The organism is Streptomyces cyanogenus (assembly GCF_017526105.1).
Classification (GTDB): Bacteria; Actinomycetota; Actinomycetes; order Streptomycetales; family Streptomycetaceae; genus Streptomyces; species Streptomyces cyanogenus.
This window is the reverse complement of the sequence record NZ_CP071839.1, coordinates 2521116-2539272: the sequence shown is the minus strand read 5'-3', so window position 1 is coordinate 2539272 and position 18157 is coordinate 2521116. Positions and strand designations below refer to the sequence as shown.

Sequence of the window (18157 nt, the reverse complement as noted above, 5' to 3'; positions counted from 1 at the left end):
GTTCAAAGTGTGGAGGCCCGGCCACCTCGTGACGACGGCCTGCACCTCGTGGGGACAGGGTGTCCAGTGTGCCCAGAGTGCCCCGTGTGCCTTCTGTGCCTTCTGTTGCTTGTGTGCCCTCAGCTCCGGCGCAGCAGCCGGGTCGCGCCCGCCGCCACCGTCGTCGCCAGGATCCACCCGAGCAGGATCATCACCGTCGCCAGCCACTGCCAGCCGCCGCGCAGCTGCCACTGGCCGGCCTGGCCCAGGTCGATCACCGGCAGCAGCAGGTCCAGCGTGAACAGCGCCGGGCTCCACGCCGGATGGCCGCCCGAGTTCATCGGCGGATGGTCGGCGTGCGCGAACGCGAGCGTGCCCGCCGCCCACAGCACCGCCATCCACACCGCGGCCCGGCCCGGCCGGTAGCCGTAGGCCACCACCCAGTCCTGCACGAACCCCCAGACCTTGGCGGCCGGCGGCAGCGTCTCGCGCCGCCTGCGCTGCTTGGCGAGCAGCACCTCCCGCGCGTCCTCGTCCTCGCCGGCGGCGCGCAGCACCGCGGCCAGCCGCTCGTACGGCTCCGGCGCGTACTCGGCGGTGGCCGCCGCCACCCAGTCCAGGCGCTGGGTCAGCGGGAAAGGGCCCTGGGGCACCAGGTTCTCGTAGGTGAACCCGCCCATGTGCAGGTTGCCCGCCTCCGGCCAGCTGCTCGCGCGGTCCACCAGGTTCACGATCCGCGCGCCGGACAGCACCACCTTGCCGCGCTGCGGCTTGTCCCCGAGGAAGCGCAGCTCCGGCGTCTGCACCCGGCGCATGGACAGCTCCTGGTCGTCGGTGAAGGCGAACAGGGCCCGCTCCAGGTCGACCGCGTCCCCGAACCGCCCGTCGTCCAGGCGCACCCCGCCCCGGCACTCGAACCGCTGGATGCGCGTCCCGCGCGCGGGCGTGGTGCCGCTCAGCAGCGGGCTGCCCACCCCCGCCGGGGTCAGGTACAGGGTGCGCTCCACCGTCAGCTGGGGGGCGTTCAGGGCGAAGCGGGCGTAGGGGTTGGCGAGCTTCGCGCCGCGCAGGCTGAGCGAGACGCCGATCTGCGCGCCGCGCAGGCTGAACTCGCCGTGTGCCTCCAGCATCTCCGCCTGCAGGTCCTGGCCCACGGTCATCCCGTCCGCCGCGATCGCCCGGCCGCTGCGGTCGCGGTGCACGATCGCCTGGTTGAGCAGCAGATCGGTACCGATGTGCGCGTCCGTCAGCCGGACCCCGCTGCGGAACCGGCAGCGCGGCAGGTGCAGATCGCCCTCGGTGTGCACGCGGGCCGCCTCCAGGCGCGGCACCGAGCAGTCCGCCAGGCGCACGGTCGAGAACCGGGCCTCCGGCAGCCGGACCTCCTCGTCGAAGCGGCAGCCGGTCAGCTCCACGTACGGCGTGATCTGGCCGCCCGCCAGGTCCAGCGTGCCGGTGACCCGCACGCCGACGAGCTTCAGCGAGGACACCCGGCCCGCGAGCGCCGGCGGCCCGTCCAGCAGCAGCCAGCACACGACGCGGGCGCGCACGGTCCGCTCGGGACCCCAGGGGTGCCCGCCGTGCGGATCGTCCACCGTGGCGTCGCCGCTGCTCAGGTCGTACACGCTGCCGTTGCGGAAGGCCTGCCACATGCCCGCCTCGGTCGCGGTCAGGTCGTCCGGCGGGTCCCCCGTGCGGATGCCGGCCCCCTCGGTCACCGCTCTCCTCTCCCTCTTCAGTGGTTTTCAGTGGTTTTCGTACAGCCGTTCATGCCCGCTGGGTCACCTCCCGAACACCACACGTGAAGGTGATCTTCCGGGTTCCGGCCAGCCTATGTACCAGCCATTGGCCCACCTTCTGTATCAGCCATTGATACGCGCGGACGGCTCCCGACGGCGGTCTGAGAGAATTGGGACTGTGATTTCCCGAATCGATCTGCGCGGCGACGCCCTTCCCGAGGGCCCCGCCCTGCGCGACCTGCTGCCCCGAGCCGACTTCGACGTTCAGGCCGCCCTGGAGAAGGTGCGTCCGATCTGCGAGGCCGTGCATCATCGTGGCGACGCGGCGCTGATCGACTTCGCCGAGAAATTCGACGGAGTACGGCTGGAAACCGTCCGTGTGCCGGTCCAGGCGCTCACCGACGCGCTCTCGAACCTGGACCCGGCGGTGCGCGCGGCCCTGGAGGAGTCCATCCGCCGTGCCCGGCTGGTCCACCGCGAGCAGCGCCGTACGACGCACACCACCCAGGTGGTCCCCGGCGGCTCGGTGACCGAGAAGTGGGTGCCGGTCGAGCGCGTCGGTCTGTACGCGCCGGGCGGCCGCTCGGTCTACCCGTCCTCCGTCGTCATGAACGTCGTCCCGGCCCAGGAGGCCGGTGTCGGGTCCATCGCGCTCGCCTCCCCGGCCCAGGCCGCCTTCGGCGGCCTGCCGCACCCGACGATCCTGGCCGCCTGCGCCCTGCTCGGCGTGGACGAGGTGTACGCCGCGGGCGGCGCCACCGCCGTGGCGATGTTCGCCTACGGCACCGAGTCCTGCCCGCCCGCCAACATGGTCACCGGCCCCGGCAACATCTGGGTCGCCGCAGCCAAGCGCTACTTCACCGGCAAGATCGGCATCGACGCCGAGGCCGGCCCCACCGAGATCGCCGTCCTCGCCGACGCCGGCGCCGACCCGGTGCACGTCGCCTCGGACCTGATCAGCCAGGCCGAGCACGACCCGCTCGCGGCGGCCGTCCTGGTCACCGACTCCGTCGAGCTGGCGGACGCGGTGGAGAAGGAGCTGGAGCCGCAGGTCGCGGCCACCCGGCACGTCGACGACCGGATCGTGCCGGCGCTCCAGGGCAAGCAGTCCGCGATCGTCCTCGTGGACGGCATCGAGGAGGGCCTGCGGGTGGTCGACGCGTACGGCGCCGAGCACCTGGAGATCCAGACCGCCGACGCGGCCGCCGTGGCCGACCGGGTGAAGAACGCCGGCGCGATCTTCATCGGCCCCTGGGCGCCCGTCTCGCTCGGCGACTACGCGGCGGGCTCCAACCACGTCCTGCCCACCGGCGGCTGCGCCTGCCACTCCTCGGGCCTTTCCGTGCAGTCCTTCCTGCGCGGCATCCACATCGTGGACTACACCCGGGACGCGCTCGCCGAGGTCGCCCACCACGTGGTGACGCTCGCGGAGGCGGAGGACCTGCCCGCGCACGGCGCGGCGATCAAGGCGAGGTTCGGCTGGAAGGTACCCGAGAGCAAGTGAGCGACGTGCGGATCGACGATCTCCCCGTACGGGACGAGCTGCGTGGCAAGTCCCCCTACGGCGCGCCCCAGCTGGACGTCCCCGTACGGCTGAACACCAACGAGAACCCCTACCCGCTGCCCGAGCCGCTGGTCGAGCGGATCACGGAGCGGGTCCGGGAGGCCGCCCGGAGCCTGAACCGCTACCCGGACCGGGACGCGGTCCAGCTGCGGACCGAGCTGGCCAAGTACCTGACCGAGACCGGCGGCCACCCGCTCGGCTTCGAGAACGTGTGGGCCGCCAACGGCTCCAACGAGGTCATCCAGCAGCTGCTGCAGACCTTCGGCGGACCGGGCCGCACGGCGATCGGCTTCGAGCCGTCGTACTCGATGCACGCGCTCATCGCGCGCGGGACCGGCACCGGCTGGATCCCGGGTCCCCGCAACGAGAACTTCGCGATCGACCCCGACGCGGCCCGGCGGGCCATCGCCGAGCACAAGCCGGACGTCGTCTTCATCACCACCCCCAACAACCCCACGGGCAACGCGGTGCCGCCGGAGACGGTCCTCGCGCTGTACGAGGCGGCGCAGGCGGCCAAGCCGTCCATGGTCGTCGTGGACGAGGCGTACATCGAGTTCAGCCACGGCGACTCGCTGCTGCCCCTGCTCCAGGGCCGCCCGCACCTGGTGATCTCCCGGACGATGTCCAAGGCGTTCGGCGCCGCCGGCCTGCGCCTCGGCTACCTGGCCGCGGACCCGGCCGTCGTGGACGCCGTCCAGCTGGTCCGGCTGCCGTACCACCTGTCGGCGATCACCCAGGCGACCGCCCTGGCCGCCCTGGAGCACACCGACACGCTGCTGGGGTACGTGCAGCAGCTGAAGGCCGAGCGGGACCGGCTGGTCGCCGAACTGCGCGCGACGGGCTACGAGGTCACGGAGTCCGATGCGAACTTCGTGCAGTTCGGCCGGTTCGAGAACGCCCACGAGGCCTGGCAGAAGATCCTCGACCGGGGCGTGCTGGTCCGGGACAACGGCGTACCGGGATGGCTGCGGGTGACCGCCGGCACCCCGGAGGAGAACGACGCGTTCCTCGACGCGGTCCGTGAGTTGAAGAAGGAGCTGTAACGCATGAGCCGCACAGGACGCGTGGAGCGCACCACCAAGGAGACGTCGGTGCTGGTCGAGATAGACCTCGACGGCACCGGGAAGACCGACATCGCCACCGGCGTCGGCTTCTACGACCACATGCTCGACCAGCTCGGCCGGCACGGTCTGTTCGACCTGACCGTGAAGACCGACGGCGACCTGCACATCGACTCCCACCACACCATCGAGGACACCGCCCTCGCGCTCGGCGCCGCCTTCAGGCAGGCGCTCGGCGACAAGGTGGGCATCTACCGCTTCGGCAACTGCACGGTCCCGCTGGACGAGTCCCTCGCCCAGGTCACCGTCGACCTGTCCGGCCGCCCCTACCTCGTGCACACCGAGCCCGAGAAGATGGCGCCGATGATCGGCGAGTACGACACGACGATGACCCGGCACATCCTGGAGTCCTTCGTCGCCCAGGCGCAGATCGCGCTGCACGTGCACGTGCCCTACGGCCGCAACGCGCACCACATCGTGGAGTGCCAGTTCAAGGCGCTGGCCCGGGCCCTCAGGTACGCCTCCGAGCGCGACCCGCGCGCGGCCGGCATCCTCCCGTCGACGAAGGGCGCGCTGTAACCCATGACCGGTTCGTCGACCCTCCTGATCGTCGTCGGCCTCTTCCTGGTCGGCGGCATCGTCTCCTTCGTCAAGCAGAAGATGCCCACCAGCCTGATCGTGCTGCTCTCGATCGGCGCGGGCCTGTGCCTGGTGGCGGGCGTCATGCGGCTGGAGGTGTGGAATTGAGCACCGCGTCCACCCAGAAGAAGGTCGTCGTCTTCGACTACGGCTTCGGCAACGTCCGGTCCGCCGAGCGGGCCCTCGCGCGCGTGGGCGCCGACGTGGAGATAACGCGCGACTTCGACAAGGCGATGAACGCCGACGGCCTGCTGGTGCCGGGCGTCGGCGCGTTCGCCGCCTGCATGCAGGGCCTGCGCGCCGCCCGCGGCGACTGGGTCGTGGACCGCCGGCTGTCCGGCGGGCGCCCGGTGATGGGCATCTGCGTCGGCATGCAGATCCTCTTCGCCCGCGGCATCGAGCACGGCGTGGAGGCCGAGGGCCTGGACGAGTGGCCCGGCACCGTCGAGCCGCTCCAGGCCGACGTCGTGCCCCACATGGGCTGGAACACCGTCGACGCCCCCGCCGGCTCGCAGCTGTTCGCCGGCCTGGACGCCGGCGCCCGCTTCTACTTCGTGCACTCCTACGCCGTCCACGAGTGGCGCCTGGAGACGACCAACCCGGTGATCGAGGCCCCCAAGGTCACCTGGACGACGCACGGCAAGCCGTTCGTGGCCGCCGTGGAGAACGGCGCCCTGTGGGCCACCCAGTTCCACCCCGAGAAGTCCGGCGACGCCGGTGCCCAGCTCCTCACCAACTGGATCGGAACCCTGTAGACCATGGCCAAGCTCGAACTCCTCCCCGCCGTCGACGTCCGCGACGGCCAGGCCGTCCGCCTCGTGCACGGCGAGTCCGGGACCGAGACCTCCTACGGCTCCCCGCTGGAGGCCGCCCTCGCCTGGCAGCGCGCCGGCGCCGAGTGGCTGCACCTGGTCGACCTGGACGCCGCGTTCGGCACCGGCGACAACCGCGCGCTGATCGCCGAGGTCGCCCGGGCGATGGACATCAAGGTGGAGCTGTCCGGCGGCATCCGCGACGACGACACCCTCGCCGCCGCCCTCGCCACGGGCTGCACCCGGGTGAACCTCGGCACGGCCGCCCTGGAGACCCCCGAGTGGGTCGCCAAGGTCATCGCCGAGCACGGCGACAAGATCGCCGTCGGTCTGGACGTGCGCGGCACCACCCTGCGCGGCCGCGGCTGGACCCGCGACGGCGGCGACCTGTACGAGACGCTGGAGCGCCTCGACAAGGAGGGCTGCGCCCGTTACGTCGTCACCGACATCGCCAAGGACGGCACGCTCCAGGGCCCGAACCTGGAGCTGCTGAAGAACGTGTGCGCGGCGACGGACCGCCCGGTCGTGGCGTCGGGCGGCGTGTCGTCGCTCGACGACCTGCGCGCCATCGCCGAGTTGGTGCCGCTCGGTGTCGAGGGCGCCATCGTCGGGAAGGCCCTGTACGCGAAGGCGTTCACCCTGGAAGAGGCCTTGGAGGCTGTGTCGTCATGAGCGATGCCGTGCGGCGCGTGCAGAGCGGAAGTCCCTGGGAAGAGAGTTTCGGATTCGCACGCGCCGTCGCGGCGGGTGACCGGGTGCTGGTGGCGGGCACGACGTCCTTCAAGGGCACCGTGCTGTACGGCGAGGGCGACCCGTACGAGCAGGCCAAGGTGGCCTTCACCAGCGCCGTCGAGGCGATCGCGGAGTTCGGCCTCGGCATCGAGTCCGTGATCCGTACGCGGATGTACCTGACCCATGTGCGGGACGTGGACGCGGTGGGCCGGGCGCACAAGGAGATGTTCGACACCGTGCGCCCGGTCTCGACCCTGCTGGTCGTGGAGGGATTCGTCGATCCGCGGATCCTGGTCGAAGTAGAACTAGAAGCATTCAGAGGAGCCTGAGCAGTCATGACCCTGGCGGTCCGAGTCATCCCCTGCCTGGACGTGGACAACGGCCGGGTCGTCAAGGGCGTCAACTTCCAGAACCTGCGCGACGCGGGCGACCCCGTCGAGATGGCCAAGGTGTACGACGCCGAGGGCGCCGACGAGCTGACGTTCCTGGACATCACCGCGTCCTCCGGCAACCGGGAGACGACGTACGACGTGGTGCGCCGCACCGCCGAGCAGGTGTTCATCCCGCTGACCGTGGGCGGCGGCGTCCGCACGGCCGAGGACGTGGACAAGCTGCTGCGGGCCGGCGCCGACAAGGTGGGTGTGAACACCGCCGCGATCGCCCGCCCCGACCTGATCCGCGAGATCGCCGAGCGCTTCGGCCGCCAGGTCCTGGTCCTGTCGGTCGACGCCCGGCGCACCCCCGAGGGCACCTTCGAGGTCACCACCCACGGCGGCCGGCGCGGCACCGGCATCGACGCGGTGGAGTGGGCGCACCGGGCGGCCGAGCTGGGCGCGGGGGAGATCCTGCTGAACTCCATGGACGCGGACGGCACGAAGGACGGCTACGACCTGGAGATGATCGCCGCGGTCCGCAAGCACGTCACCGTCCCGGTGATCGCCTCCGGCGGCGCCGGCAGGCTCGCCGACTTCCCGCCGGCCATCGAGGCGGGCGCGGACGCGGTGCTGGCCGCCTCGGTGTTCCACTTCGGCGACCTGAGGATCGGCGAGGTGAAGGAGACGCTGCGGGCAGCGGGGCACCCGGTGAGGTAGCGCGCCGCTCTTGAAAGACCCCGGCCGGGCGGCCGGGGTCTTTTCGCGGGCGGATACGCAAGAAAAGCTGCGCAGCATTTCGGGGTCGGGGGCGGGGGCCGCCTCGTTGTTGCTGGCCGTTCGGGGGCGGTTGCCGCGGGCCGGGCTGGTCGCGGGGTGTGCCATCGTCGCCGGCTCCGCGGCCGTCGGTGCCCTCGCCTACGTGCCGGCCCTCGCCGCCGCCGTCGGCACCGCCGTACTCGTCGGCCTGCTCACCGGCCTGAGCGGCGCGATCTGCGGCGCCCTGCTCCAGACCCAGGCCGACCCGGCCTGCCTCGGCCGGGTCACCTCCGTCTCCAGCCTGGTCAGCCTCGGCCTCACCCCGCTCAGCATGCCGCTCGCCGCCGCCGCGATCGGCACGTGGGGACTCGGCCCGGTCTACGTCGTCAGCGCCGCCGTCTGCGGACTCGGCGGGGTCGTCGCCCTCGCCGTACCGGGCCTGCGCCGCGCCGAGCTGCCCGGCTGACCACGCCTCACCCGTTCGGCTGAACCAGCTGCACCAGATTGCCCACGGTGTCGTCGAACACCGCCGCCAGCATGGGGCCCTGCTCCTGCGGCGGATGCGTGAACCGGACACCGAGGCCGCTCAGCCGCTCGTACTCGGCCCGGAGGTCGTCCACGGAGAAGACGATGCAGGGCAGCCCGGCCTCGTACAGCGCCCGGCGGTACGGCTCCGCGATGGGGCCCTGGCCGGGCTCCAGCAGCAGCTGGAGATCAGGCTGCGCCCCGTCCGGCGCGCCGACCGTCACGAACAGGGTGCCGTCGCCGAGGTCCATGCGGGTGCGGGTCTCGAAGCCCAGGACGTCGGTGTAGAAGGCGTGCGCCGTCGCCACGTCGTCCACGAACACGCCGGTCATCGCCACCTTGATCACGGCAGGGCCCTCTCAGATGCCCAGCTGCCTGGACTCGTGCAGCCGGTCGATCGCGTCCGCGTCGCCGTCCAGGTCCACCCGGGCCGCGTTCTGCCGGCCGTACGCGAACATCAGCAGCTCCGACGGCTCACCGGTCACCGTGACCACCGGGGTGCCCCGGTGCGCCACCGCCGTCTGACCGTCCGGCCGGCGCAGCACCAGACCCGTCGGCACTCCCCGGCCCACCAGCCGCGCCGTCTTCTCCAGCCGGGACCACAGCGCGTCCTGGAAGACGGGGTCCAGCTCGCGCGACGTCCAGTCCGGCTGGGCGCGGCGGACGTCCTCCGTGTGGACGTAGAACTCCACGATGTTGGCCGCCTCGTCGACCTGCTTGAGCTGGAAGGGCGAGAACCGCGGCGGGCCGGTGCGGATCAGCTGGATCAGCTCCTCGTACGGCCTCGCGGCGTACTCCGCCATCACCTTCTCCAGGCGCGGCGCGAGCTGCTTGATCAGCGTGCCCCCGGCCGCGTCCGGACGGCGCTCGCGGACGATCACATGCGCGGCCAGGTCCCGGGTCCGCCAGCCCTCGCAGAGGGTCTCGGCGTCCGGACCGACGGTTTCCAAGAGGTCGGCGAGAAGGAGCCGTTCACGCTTGGCGAAGGTCGACATGCTGTCAGCCTACGACCCCGTGATCGGTCCGCCCACCCGTCACCCGCCCACCCCCCTCCCCGCCGCCCTCCCGGCGGCGCGTCGCGTCGCTGCGACCATTCCATGGACGGCACGGCCGCGCTGTCGGTGCCGCGCGGCACAATGGCACCCATGACCAGTACGACCGGCAGCCCCCGGCCCAGCAGCCTCGACCCGGAGATCGCCGCGCGGCTCAAGCGCAGCGCCGACGGGCTCGTCCCCGCCATCGCCCAGCAGTACGACACCGGCGAGGTGCTCATGCTCGGCTGGATGGACGACGAGGCGCTGCACCGGACGCTGACCACCGGCCGCTGCACCTACTGGTCCCGCAGCCGCCAGGAGTACTGGGTCAAGGGCGACACCTCCGGCCACGTCCAGTGGGTGAAGTCGGTCGCGCTGGACTGCGACGCCGACACGCTGCTGGTCAAGGTCGACCAGGTGGGCGCCGCCTGCCACACCGGCGCGCGCACCTGCTTCGACGCGGACGTGCTGACCGAGGGCGCCGGTTCCGGCGCACCCGGCTCCGGTCAGTAAGGTCAGCGGCCATGGAACTGGAGACTTTCCGCAAGCTGGCCACCGACCGGCGTGTCATCCCGGTCACGCGCAAGCTCCTCGCCGACGGCGACACCCCGGTCGCGCTCTACCGCAAGCTGGCCGCCGAGCGACCCGGCACCTTCCTGCTGGAGTCCGCGGAGAACGGCCGTTCCTGGTCCCGCTACTCCTTCGTCGGCGTCCGCAGCGCCGCCACGCTCACCGCCCGGGACGGGCAGGCCCACTGGCTCGGCACCCCGCCGGTCGGCGTGCCCACCGACGGAGACCCCCTCGCGGCCCTGCGCGCCACCCTCCGGACGCTGCACACCCCGCACCAGGAGGGCCTGCCGCCCTTCACCGGCGGCATGGTCGGCTACCTGGGCTACGACATCGTCCGCCGCCTGGAGAAGATCGGCCCCGGCGAGCGCGACGACCTCCGGCTGCCCGAGCTGACCATGCTGCTCACCAGCGACCTCGCGGTGATGGACCACTGGGAGGGCTCGGTCCTGCTGATCGCCAACGCGATCAACCACAACGACCTCGACACGGGCGTCGACGAGGCGTACGCGGACGCGGTGGCCCGCCTGGACGCCATGGAGGCGGACCTGTCCCGCCCGGTCGCCCAGCCCCCGGCCCACCTCCCGCCCTCCGAGCTGCCCGAGTACACCGCCCTGTGGGGCGGCCCCGACTTCCAGCGGGCCGTCGAGGACGTCAAGGAACGCATCCGCGCGGGCGAGGCCTTCCAGGTGGTGCCCTCCCAGCGCTTCGAGACCCCGTGCACGGCGAGCGCCCTGGACGTCTACCGGGTGCTGCGGGCCACCAACCCCTCCCCGTACATGTACCTCTTCCGCTTCGACGGGTTCGACGTCGTCGGCTCCTCCCCGGAAGCACTGGTGAAGGTCGAGGACGGGCGCGCGATGGTGCACCCCATCGCCGGCACCCGGCACCGCGGGGCCACCCCGCAGGAGGACCAGGCCCTCGCCGAGGAACTGCTCGCCGACCCCAAGGAGCGCGCCGAGCACCTGATGCTGGTCGACCTCGGGCGCAACGACCTCGGCCGGGTCTGCGAGCCCGGCTCGGTCGAAGTGGTCGACTTCATGTCCGTCGAGCGCTACTCGCACGTGATGCACATCGTCTCCACCGTCACCGGCACGGTGGCGCCCGGCCGCACGGCCTTCGACGTGCTCACCGCGTGCTTCCCGGCGGGCACCCTCTCGGGCGCCCCCAAGCCCCGCGCGATGCAGATCATCGACGAACTGGAGCCGTCCCGGCGCGGCCTGTACGGCGGCTGCGTCGGCTACCTGGACTTCGCCGGCGACTCCGACACCGCCATCGCCATCCGTACGGCCCTGCTCCGCGACGGCACGGCCTACGTCCAGGCGGGCGCCGGCATCGTCGCCGACTCCGACCCGGTCGCCGAGGACCAGGAGTGCCGCAACAAGGCGGCCGCGGTACTGCGGGCGGTGCACACGGCGAACCGCCTCGGGCAGTAGGGCGCTTCTCATACGAACCCCGGGTGACGGTTCGCCCGGGGTTCAGGCGATAGTGGAGTACGTGACTGCCGTACCTCACCCCCGTTCCGAAGCCTCCGCGTCCGCCCGGTCCGGCCGGCGCAGCCTCGCCGTGGCCCTCCTGTGCGGCGCGCTCGGCGCGGCCGTGGCGCTGCTCGCGACCCGGCAGCGCTGGGCGGAGGGCACCGCGACGGTGGCCGGCGGCGCGTTCCCGCTGACCGCGAAGGGCAGCGACGTCACGGGCGTCCCCGCGGCACTCGCCATAGTGGGCCTCGCCGCGCTCGTCGCCGTCTTCGCCGTCCGCAGGGCCGGCCGGCTCCTCGTCTCCGGGCTGCTCGCGCTGTCCGGCGCCGGGATCGTCACCGCGGCGCTGGTGGCCGCCTCCGACGGCTCCGCCCTGGACGAGGAGGCCGCCAGGGCGAGCGGCGACACCTCCGCCACGGTCGCCGCTCTCACCCACACCGGCTGGCCCTACGTCGCGGCGGCCGGCGGCCTGCTGATCCTGCTCGCCGGACTGCTCGCCCTGCGCTACGGCAGCCTGTGGCCCGCGATGTCCGGGCGCTACGAACGCGGCACCGCCCGCCCGCGGCGCACGGCCCGGCCGGCCGACCCGGAGCGGCCCGAGGAGATCTGGAAGGCCCTGGACCGCGGCGAGGACCCGACGGGCGCCTGACCGATGTGGTGAACCAGACGCCACCCCCGCGTCCGGCACGCGTGCGCGTACGGGACAATGGACGGCGAGCGTCCGGCTCGTACGACACACAGACAGCAACGAGGAGCAAGTCATGGCGGGCAGCAGCCACGGTCACACCCCGGCCGCCTGGACCGGTGTCATCATCGCCTTCATCGGTTTCTGCGTCGCGGGCGCCTTCATGGTGATGGCCCAGCCCGTCGGCTTCTGGGCCGGCATGGTCATCACGGTCCTCGGTGGTGTGGTCGGTGGCATCATGCGCGCCATGGGTCTCGGCCAGTCGAAGCAGTCACCGGCCCTGCCGCACGGTGCGCCGTCGGCCAGGCGGGAGCCGGCGGCCGCGGAGAGCTGAGCGACGGGTCTGCCGCGCGGGCGGTCCGGCATCCCAGGGGATGCGGGCCGCCTTTTGCGTGGGCCGGCCCCGTGCCGGTGCTGCGACCGGGCGTGGTGGGGCCGCCTGCCGCGGCCGCGCGGGCGTACCCGCGTCCGGCGGGGCAGAATGCCCGCGTGAACGCCTACAGCCGTCCGGCTCCCTCCGCCGTGCCCGCCTGGCGGCGGGTCGCCGTTCCGGCGGGCGTCCTCGCGGCCGTCGCCGGGGCCTTCGGCTACGTCGGCGCCGTCGACCCGGGCGAACCCGGTCACTACCCCGTCTGCCCCCTCTACCGGCTCACCGGGCTGTACTGCCCGGGCTGCGGCGGACTGCGCAGCGCGCACGCCTTCGTGCACGGTGATCTGCTCGCCGCCCTGCGCGACAACGCGCTCGGCGTGGCCGCCTACCTGGGGTTCGCCGTGCTGTGGACGGTCTGGGTGGTGCGTGCGGCGCGCGGCCGGCCGCTGCGGATCGACCCCGGACCGGCCGCGCCGTGGGTGCTCGGCGCGGTGCTGCTGGTGTTCACCGTCGTCCGGAACCTGCCGTTCGGTGGCTGGCTCCATCCTTGATCGAATGACGAATGTCCAGGTAGTGGGACCGCTCTCGGCCGGATGCGAAGCCTCGGCCCTCCTGCGGATACCATCGCATTGACCACAGGTTTTCAGAACCTCGAAGGAACCACCGTCTGGAAGGGGGCCGCTCGCGTGAGTGTGCTCGACGAGATCATCGACGGAGTCCGTGCCGACCTCGCGGAGCGGCAGGCACGCGTCACCCTCGACGAGCTCAAGGAGCGCGCGGCCAAGGCCCCTGCCGCCAAGGACGGGGTGGCCGCGCTCAAGGGCGACGGCGTCAAGGTGATCTGCGAGGTCAAGCGCTCGAGCCCCTCCAAGGGCGCGTTGGCGGCGATCGCCGACCCGGCCGGACTCGCCGCGGACTACGAGGCGGGCGGTGCGGCCGTCATCTCCGTCCTCACCGAACAGCGCCGCTTCGGCGGCTCGCTCGCCGACCTGGAGGCCGTGCGCGCCCGGGTCGACATCCCCGTCCTGCGCAAGGACTTCATCGTCACCTCGTACCAGCTGTGGGAGGCCCGCGCGTACGGCGCCGACCTCGCGCTGCTGATCGTGGCCGCCCTGGACCAGCCGGCCCTGGAGTCGCTGATCGAGCGGGCGGTGTCCATCGGCCTGACCCCGCTCGTCGAGGTGCACGACGAGGACGAGGTCGAGCGCGCGGTGGACGCGGGCGCCAAGGTGATCGGCGTCAACGCGCGCAACCTGAAGACGCTGGAGGTGGACCGCGGCACCTTCGAGCGGCTCGCCCCGGAGATCCCCGACAGCATCGTCAAGGTCGCCGAGTCCGGCGTCCGCGGCCCGCACGACCTCATCGCCTACGCCAACGCCGGCGCCGACGCCGTACTGGTCGGGGAGTCCCTGGTGACCGGCCGCGACCCCAAGGCGGCGGTGGCCGACCTGGTGGCGGCGGGCGAACACCCGGCACTGCGGCACGGCCGCGGCTGATCCCGCTAGGCTTGGCGCCGATGACGCTCTCCGTGACGACCGTGGACCGGCACGCGCGCCTGGCGCGCGGCTGCCGTCCGCGCGGCTGCCGCGCTCCCGCGCGCCGCGTACACGGCCGTCGCGTGCGGTACGTCATCGGTGACGAGCCGGGGCAGGTCAACGGCATGCGATGGCAGCGCCCCGTCAGGGGCGCGGGGAACTGCGCGACAGGCCACTGACGGCCCGCAGCTGACAGAGGAATCCCCGCCCCCACGGCGAACAGTGTCTTTTCGCACGCACTCACCGTGAGGTTTCCGCATGCCCAGCGATTTCTTCATCCCTGACCCCACCGGCCAGGTGCCCAGCGCCGAGGGCTACTTCGGCGCGTTCGGCGGCAAGTTCATCCCGGAGGCCCTCGTCGCCGCCGTGGACGAGGTCGCCGTCGAGTACGACAAGGCCAAGCACGACCCCGAGTTCGCCCGCGAGCTCGACGACCTGCTGGTCAACTACACCGGCCGTCCGTCGGCGCTCACCGAGGTGCCCCGTTTCGCCGAACACGCCGGTGGTGCCCGGGTGTTCCTCAAGCGCGAGGACCTCAACCACACCGGCTCCCACAAGATCAACAACGTGCTCGGCCAGGCCCTGCTCACCAAGCGCATGGGCAAGACCCGGGTCATCGCCGAGACCGGCGCCGGCCAGCACGGTGTCGCCACGGCCACCGCCTGCGCGCTGTTCGGCCTCGACTGCACCATCTACATGGGCGAGATCGACACCCAGCGCCAGGCGCTCAACGTGGCCCGGATGCGCATGCTCGGCGCCGAGGTGGTCGCCGTGAAGTCCGGCAGCCGCACCCTCAAGGACGCCATCAACGAGGCCTTCCGGGACTGGGTCGCCAACGTCGACCACACCCACTACCTGTTCGGCACGGTCGCCGGCCCGCACCCCTTCCCGGCCATGGTCCGCGACTTCCACCGGGTCATCGGCGTCGAGGCCCGCCGCCAGCTCCTGGAGCGCGCCGGCCGCCTCCCGGACGCGGCCGTCGCCTGCGTCGGCGGCGGCTCCAACGCCATCGGCCTCTTCCACGCCTTCATCCCCGACGAGGGCGTCCGCCTCATCGGCTGCGAGCCCGCCGGACACGGCATCGAGACCGGCGAGCACGCGGCCACCCTCACCGCGGGCGAGCCCGGCATCCTGCACGGCTCCCGTTCCTACGTGCTGCAGGACGAGGAGGGCCAGATCACCGAGCCGTACTCGATCTCGGCCGGTCTGGACTACCCGGGCATCGGCCCCGAGCACTCCTACCTGAAGGACTCCGGCCGCGGCGAGTACCGCGCGATCACCGACGACGCCGCCATGCAGGCACTGCGCCTGCTGTCGCGGACCGAGGGCATCATCCCGGCCATCGAGAGCGCCCACGCCCTGGCCGGCGCCCTGGAGGTCGGCAGGGAGCTGGGCGGGGACGGCCTGATCGTCGTCAACCTGTCCGGCCGCGGCGACAAGGACATGGACACCGCCGCCCGCTACTTCGGCCTCTACGACACCGACGCCGAGGTGGCCGCCAACGAAGCCGACACCGCCGAGATCGAGGGGGACGCCAAGTGAGCGGAAACGTCCAGCTGCTGACCGACACCCTCGCCGCCGCCAAGGCCGAGGGCCGCTCCGCGCTCATCGCCTACCTCCCGGCCGGCTTCCCGACCGTGGACGGCGGCATCGAGGCGGTCAGGGCCGTCTTCGACGGCGGTGCCGACATCGTCGAGGTCGGCCTGCCGCACAGCGACCCGGTCCTCGACGGCCCGGTCATCCAGACCGCCGACGACATCGCCCTGCGGGGCGGGGTGAAGATCGCCGACGTCATGCGCACGGTCCGGGAGGCCTACGAGGCCACGGGCAAGCCGGTGCTCGTCATGACGTACTGGAACCCCATCGACCGCTACGGCGTGGAGCGCTTCACCGCCGAGCTGGCCGAGGCGGGCGGCGCGGGCTGCATCCTGCCCGACCTGCCGGTGCAGGAGTCCGCGCTGTGGCGGGAGCACGCCGAGAAGCACGGGCTGGCGACGGTCTTCGTGGTGGCGCCGAGCAGCAAGGACGAGCGGCTCGCCGAGATCACCGCGGCGGGCAGCGGCTTCGTCTACGCGGCCTCCCTCATGGGCGTCACCGGCACCCGCGAGTCGGTCGGCGCGCAGGCCCAGGACCTGGTCCGGCGCACCCGCGGCACCGGCACCGAGCTGCCCGTCTGCGTCGGGCTCGGCGTCTCCAACCGGGCCCAGGCCGCCGAGGTCGCCGGCTTCGCCGACGGGGTGATCGTCGGTTCGGCGTTCGTGAAGCGGATGCTGGACGCGCCGGACCACGCCTCGGGTCTCGCGGCGGTCCGCGAACTGGCCGGAGAGCTGGCCAAGGGCGTGCGCGGACAGGCGTAACCGCAGGTCACTTTCCCTATCAGAACACTCGGTCACTCGAACGAGTGGACCTCGGTCCGGGGAGGCGCGCTGCGCCTCCCCGGTTCGTTCTGGGGGTGTGAGCGAGAAGAACCGTGACGGAAAGCGCACCGCCCGGGAGCGGCTGGCGGCAGAGCGCGAGAAGCAGAAGGCCGGGGAGAAGCGGCGGCGCACACTGATCGTGGGCGCGAGCGTCGTCTGCGTCCTGGTCCTCGCGGCGGTGATCGGCGTGCTCGCCGCGAACGCCGGCAAGAAGGAGAAGAGCAGCGCGGGCCCGGCCGTCGCCCCCTCGGGCGCACAGGGCAAGGACGGCCTTGCGATCCCGGTCGGCAAGGACGGCGCCAAGTCGACGCTCACCGTCTGGGAGGACTTCCGCTGCCCGGCCTGCCAGGCCTTCGAGACGGCGTACCGGCCGACGCTCCACGAACTGGCCGACGCGGGCAAGCTCAGAGTCGAGTACCACCTGGTCCGGCTGATCGACGGCAACCTCGGCGGCACCGGCTCGCTGCGCGCAGCCAACGCCGCGGCCTGCGCCCAGGACGCGGGGAAGTTCCGCGACTACCACGACGTGCTCTTCGCGAACCAGCCGAAGGAGACCGACGACGCGTTCGCGGACAACGCCAAGCTGATCGAACTGGCCGGGAAGGTGACCGGCCTCGACACGCCCGCCTTCCGCAAGTGCGTCGAGAACGGTACGCACAACACCTGGGTGGACAAGTCCCACCAGGCCTTCCGCACCGGCGGCTTCACCGGTACGCCCACGGTCCTGCTCGGCGGGAAGAACATCTACCAGGACCAGACGATGACCCCGGCCAAGCTCAAGCAGATGGTGGAGGCCACCGACCGCGGGTGAGCGTTTCTCACGCCCCCGTTATGGACCCGTAGCCGGGCTGCTTGCCGTCCCCACGGCCCGGCACGGTAGCGTCGGACTTGCCATGAACCTTGCCTACATCCCCAGCCCGTCGCACGGGGTGCTGTACCTCGGCCCCATCCCGCTGCGCGGCTACGCCTTCTGCATCATCATCGGCGTCTTCGTTGCCGTCTGGCTCGGCAACAAGCGCTGGATCGCCCGCGGAGGGCAGTCCGGCACGGTCGCCGACATCGCCGTCTGGGCCGTGCCGTTCGGCCTGGTCGGCGGCCGGCTCTACCACGTGATCACGGACTACGAGCTGTACTTCAGCGAGGGCCGTGACTGGGTGGACGCCTTCAAGGTGTGGGAGGGCGGCCTGGGCATCTGGGGCGCGATCGCGCTCGGCGCGCTCGGCGCGTGGATCGGCGCCCGCCGCAGGGGCGTCCCGATGCCCGCCTACGCCGACGCCGTCGCACCCGGTATCGCGTTCGCGCAGGCCATCGGCCGCTGGGGCAACTGGTTCAACCAGGAGCTGTACGGCCGTGAGACCCATCTCCCCTGGGCGCTGCACATCACCTCCGCCGAGGGCGGCCGGGTCCCGGGCTACTACCACCCGACCTTCCTCTACGAGTCCCTGTGGTGCGTCGGCGTGGGCCTGCTGGTCATCTGGGCGGACCGCCGCTTCAAGCTGGGGCATGGCCGGGCGTTCGCCCTGTACGTCGCCGCGTACTGCGTGGGCCGGGGCTGGATCGAGTACATGCGGGTGGACGACGCCCACCACATCCTGGGCCTGCGCCTGAACGACTGGACCGCGCTGCTCGTCTTCCTGCTGGCCGTGGTGTACATGGTGGTGTCGGCGAAGAAGAGGCCGGGGCGGGAGGCCGTCGTCGAGCCGGGGGTCTCCGGGGGTCCGGCCGAGACCGCGGAGGCCGGGACCGATGCCGATGCCGTTGCCGACGCCGATGACACCGGTGCAGAGGGCGACGCCGGTGCCGGTGCCGACGCCGGGGGCGAGGAGAAGGCGACGCCGGCCGAGAAGAGCTGACCGTCTTCGGTACGACGGCGAGGGCGCCCGGAGTTCT

The 18157-nt window shown here is 72.3% G+C and carries 22 protein-coding genes and 1 pseudogene; 20 read left to right on the top strand and 3 right to left on the bottom strand.

The window, feature by feature from the left end:
* Positions 1 to 119: 119 nt before the first annotated feature.
* Complete coding sequence (locus tag S1361_RS11340; RefSeq protein ID WP_208031726.1) at positions 120 to 1697, bottom strand: oxidoreductase; 1578 nt, start codon at positions 1695 to 1697, stop codon at positions 120 to 122.
* Positions 1698 to 1896: 199 nt separating this feature from the next.
* Between S1361_RS11340 and hisD the strand changes: the two genes are divergently transcribed.
* The 9 genes and pseudogenes from hisD to S1361_RS11295 all read left to right on the top strand — a co-directional run.
* Positions 1897 to 3222 carry a histidinol dehydrogenase gene (gene hisD, locus S1361_RS11335; RefSeq protein WP_208031725.1) on the top strand — a complete coding sequence of 442 codons (1326 nt, stop codon included), beginning with the start codon at positions 1897 to 1899 and terminating at the stop codon, positions 3220 to 3222.
* Positions 3219 to 4325: a histidinol-phosphate transaminase gene (locus S1361_RS11330; protein WP_208031724.1), complete on the top strand. Its 1107-nt coding sequence runs from the start codon at positions 3219 to 3221 to the stop codon at positions 4323 to 4325. Before hisD ends, S1361_RS11330 begins: the two co-directional genes overlap by 4 nt.
* Positions 4326 to 4328: 3 nt before the next feature.
* A complete protein-coding gene (hisB, locus tag S1361_RS11325) occupies positions 4329 to 4922 on the top strand; it encodes an imidazoleglycerol-phosphate dehydratase HisB (RefSeq protein ID WP_030347836.1) in 594 nt (197 codons plus the stop codon).
* Positions 4923 to 4925: 3 nt separating this feature from the next.
* Positions 4926 to 5090 carry a hypothetical protein gene (locus S1361_RS11320; protein WP_208031723.1) on the top strand — a complete coding sequence of 55 codons (165 nt, stop codon included), beginning with the start codon at positions 4926 to 4928 and terminating at the stop codon, positions 5088 to 5090.
* Complete coding sequence (hisH, locus tag S1361_RS11315) at positions 5081 to 5737, top strand: imidazole glycerol phosphate synthase subunit HisH (RefSeq protein WP_208031722.1); 657 nt, start codon at positions 5081 to 5083, stop codon at positions 5735 to 5737. The genes S1361_RS11320 and hisH overlap by 10 nt, the downstream gene beginning before the upstream one ends.
* Before the next feature lie 3 nt (positions 5738 to 5740).
* Positions 5741 to 6466, top strand: coding sequence for a bifunctional 1-(5-phosphoribosyl)-5-((5-phosphoribosylamino)methylideneamino)imidazole-4-carboxamide isomerase/phosphoribosylanthranilate isomerase PriA (gene priA / locus S1361_RS11310; protein WP_208031721.1), 726 nt, complete (start codon positions 5741 to 5743; stop codon positions 6464 to 6466).
* On the top strand, positions 6463 to 6855 hold the full coding sequence (locus tag S1361_RS11305) for a RidA family protein (RefSeq protein WP_208031720.1): 393 nt from the start codon (positions 6463 to 6465) through the stop codon (positions 6853 to 6855). Before priA ends, S1361_RS11305 begins: the two co-directional genes overlap by 4 nt.
* Before the next feature lie 6 nt (positions 6856 to 6861).
* On the top strand, positions 6862 to 7617 hold the full coding sequence (gene hisF / locus S1361_RS11300) for an imidazole glycerol phosphate synthase subunit HisF (protein ID WP_208031719.1): 756 nt from the start codon (positions 6862 to 6864) through the stop codon (positions 7615 to 7617).
* Between the two features lie 82 nt (positions 7618 to 7699).
* Positions 7700 to 8122: pseudogene (locus S1361_RS11295) on the top strand (MFS transporter); the annotation flags it as partial.
* A gap of 7 nt (positions 8123 to 8129) precedes the next feature.
* On the opposite strand, the gene S1361_RS11290 reads toward S1361_RS11295, so the two are convergent.
* Positions 8130 to 8528, bottom strand: coding sequence for a VOC family protein (locus tag S1361_RS11290; RefSeq protein ID WP_208031718.1), 399 nt, complete (start codon positions 8526 to 8528; stop codon positions 8130 to 8132).
* Positions 8529 to 8540: 12 nt separating this feature from the next.
* Entirely contained in the window at positions 8541 to 9176 is a 636-nt protein-coding gene (locus tag S1361_RS11285; protein WP_208031717.1) for a TIGR03085 family metal-binding protein, read from the bottom strand.
* Between the two features lie 150 nt (positions 9177 to 9326).
* Between S1361_RS11285 and hisI the strand changes: the two genes are divergently transcribed.
* The 11 genes from hisI (at position 9327) to lgt (ending at position 18120) form a co-directional block, all read left to right on the top strand.
* On the top strand, positions 9327 to 9728 hold the full coding sequence (gene hisI, locus S1361_RS11280) for a phosphoribosyl-AMP cyclohydrolase (RefSeq protein WP_208031716.1): 402 nt from the start codon (positions 9327 to 9329) through the stop codon (positions 9726 to 9728).
* Between the two features lie 11 nt (positions 9729 to 9739).
* Positions 9740 to 11218 carry an anthranilate synthase component I gene (locus S1361_RS11275; RefSeq protein ID WP_208031715.1) on the top strand — a complete coding sequence of 493 codons (1479 nt, stop codon included), beginning with the start codon at positions 9740 to 9742 and terminating at the stop codon, positions 11216 to 11218.
* Positions 11219 to 11270: 52 nt separating this feature from the next.
* Entirely contained in the window at positions 11271 to 11909 is a 639-nt protein-coding gene (locus tag S1361_RS11270) for a TIGR02234 family membrane protein (RefSeq protein WP_208031714.1), read from the top strand.
* Positions 11910 to 12021: 112 nt separating this feature from the next.
* Positions 12022 to 12279 carry an HGxxPAAW family protein gene (locus S1361_RS11265; protein ID WP_208031713.1) on the top strand — a complete coding sequence of 86 codons (258 nt, stop codon included), beginning with the start codon at positions 12022 to 12024 and terminating at the stop codon, positions 12277 to 12279.
* A 155-nt stretch (positions 12280 to 12434) separates the two neighbouring features.
* Positions 12435 to 12866, top strand: coding sequence for a DUF2752 domain-containing protein (locus tag S1361_RS11260; protein ID WP_208031712.1), 432 nt, complete (start codon positions 12435 to 12437; stop codon positions 12864 to 12866).
* A 135-nt stretch (positions 12867 to 13001) separates the two neighbouring features.
* A complete protein-coding gene (trpC, locus tag S1361_RS11255; protein WP_208031711.1) occupies positions 13002 to 13811 on the top strand; it encodes an indole-3-glycerol phosphate synthase TrpC in 810 nt (269 codons plus the stop codon).
* 20 nt (positions 13812 to 13831) lie between these two features.
* The gene (gene trpM / locus S1361_RS40290; RefSeq protein ID WP_425086600.1) at positions 13832 to 14029 is read left to right on the top strand and encodes a tryptophan biosynthesis modulator TrpM; all 198 of its coding nucleotides are present in this window, start codon (positions 13832 to 13834) and stop codon (positions 14027 to 14029) included.
* Positions 14030 to 14108: 79 nt separating this feature from the next.
* Entirely contained in the window at positions 14109 to 15392 is a 1284-nt protein-coding gene (trpB, locus tag S1361_RS11250; protein ID WP_208031710.1) for a tryptophan synthase subunit beta, read from the top strand.
* Positions 15389 to 16207, top strand: coding sequence for a tryptophan synthase subunit alpha (gene trpA / locus S1361_RS11245; protein WP_208031709.1), 819 nt, complete (start codon positions 15389 to 15391; stop codon positions 16205 to 16207). Before trpB ends, trpA begins: the two co-directional genes overlap by 4 nt.
* 97 nt (positions 16208 to 16304) lie before the next feature.
* On the top strand, positions 16305 to 17078 hold the full coding sequence (locus S1361_RS11240; protein ID WP_208031708.1) for a DsbA family protein: 774 nt from the start codon (positions 16305 to 16307) through the stop codon (positions 17076 to 17078).
* Between the two features lie 82 nt (positions 17079 to 17160).
* Positions 17161 to 18120 (top strand): prolipoprotein diacylglyceryl transferase, encoded by a 960-nt coding sequence (gene lgt / locus S1361_RS11235; protein WP_208031707.1) that lies wholly within the window; start codon positions 17161 to 17163, stop codon positions 18118 to 18120.
* Positions 18121 to 18157 lie beyond the last annotated feature (37 nt).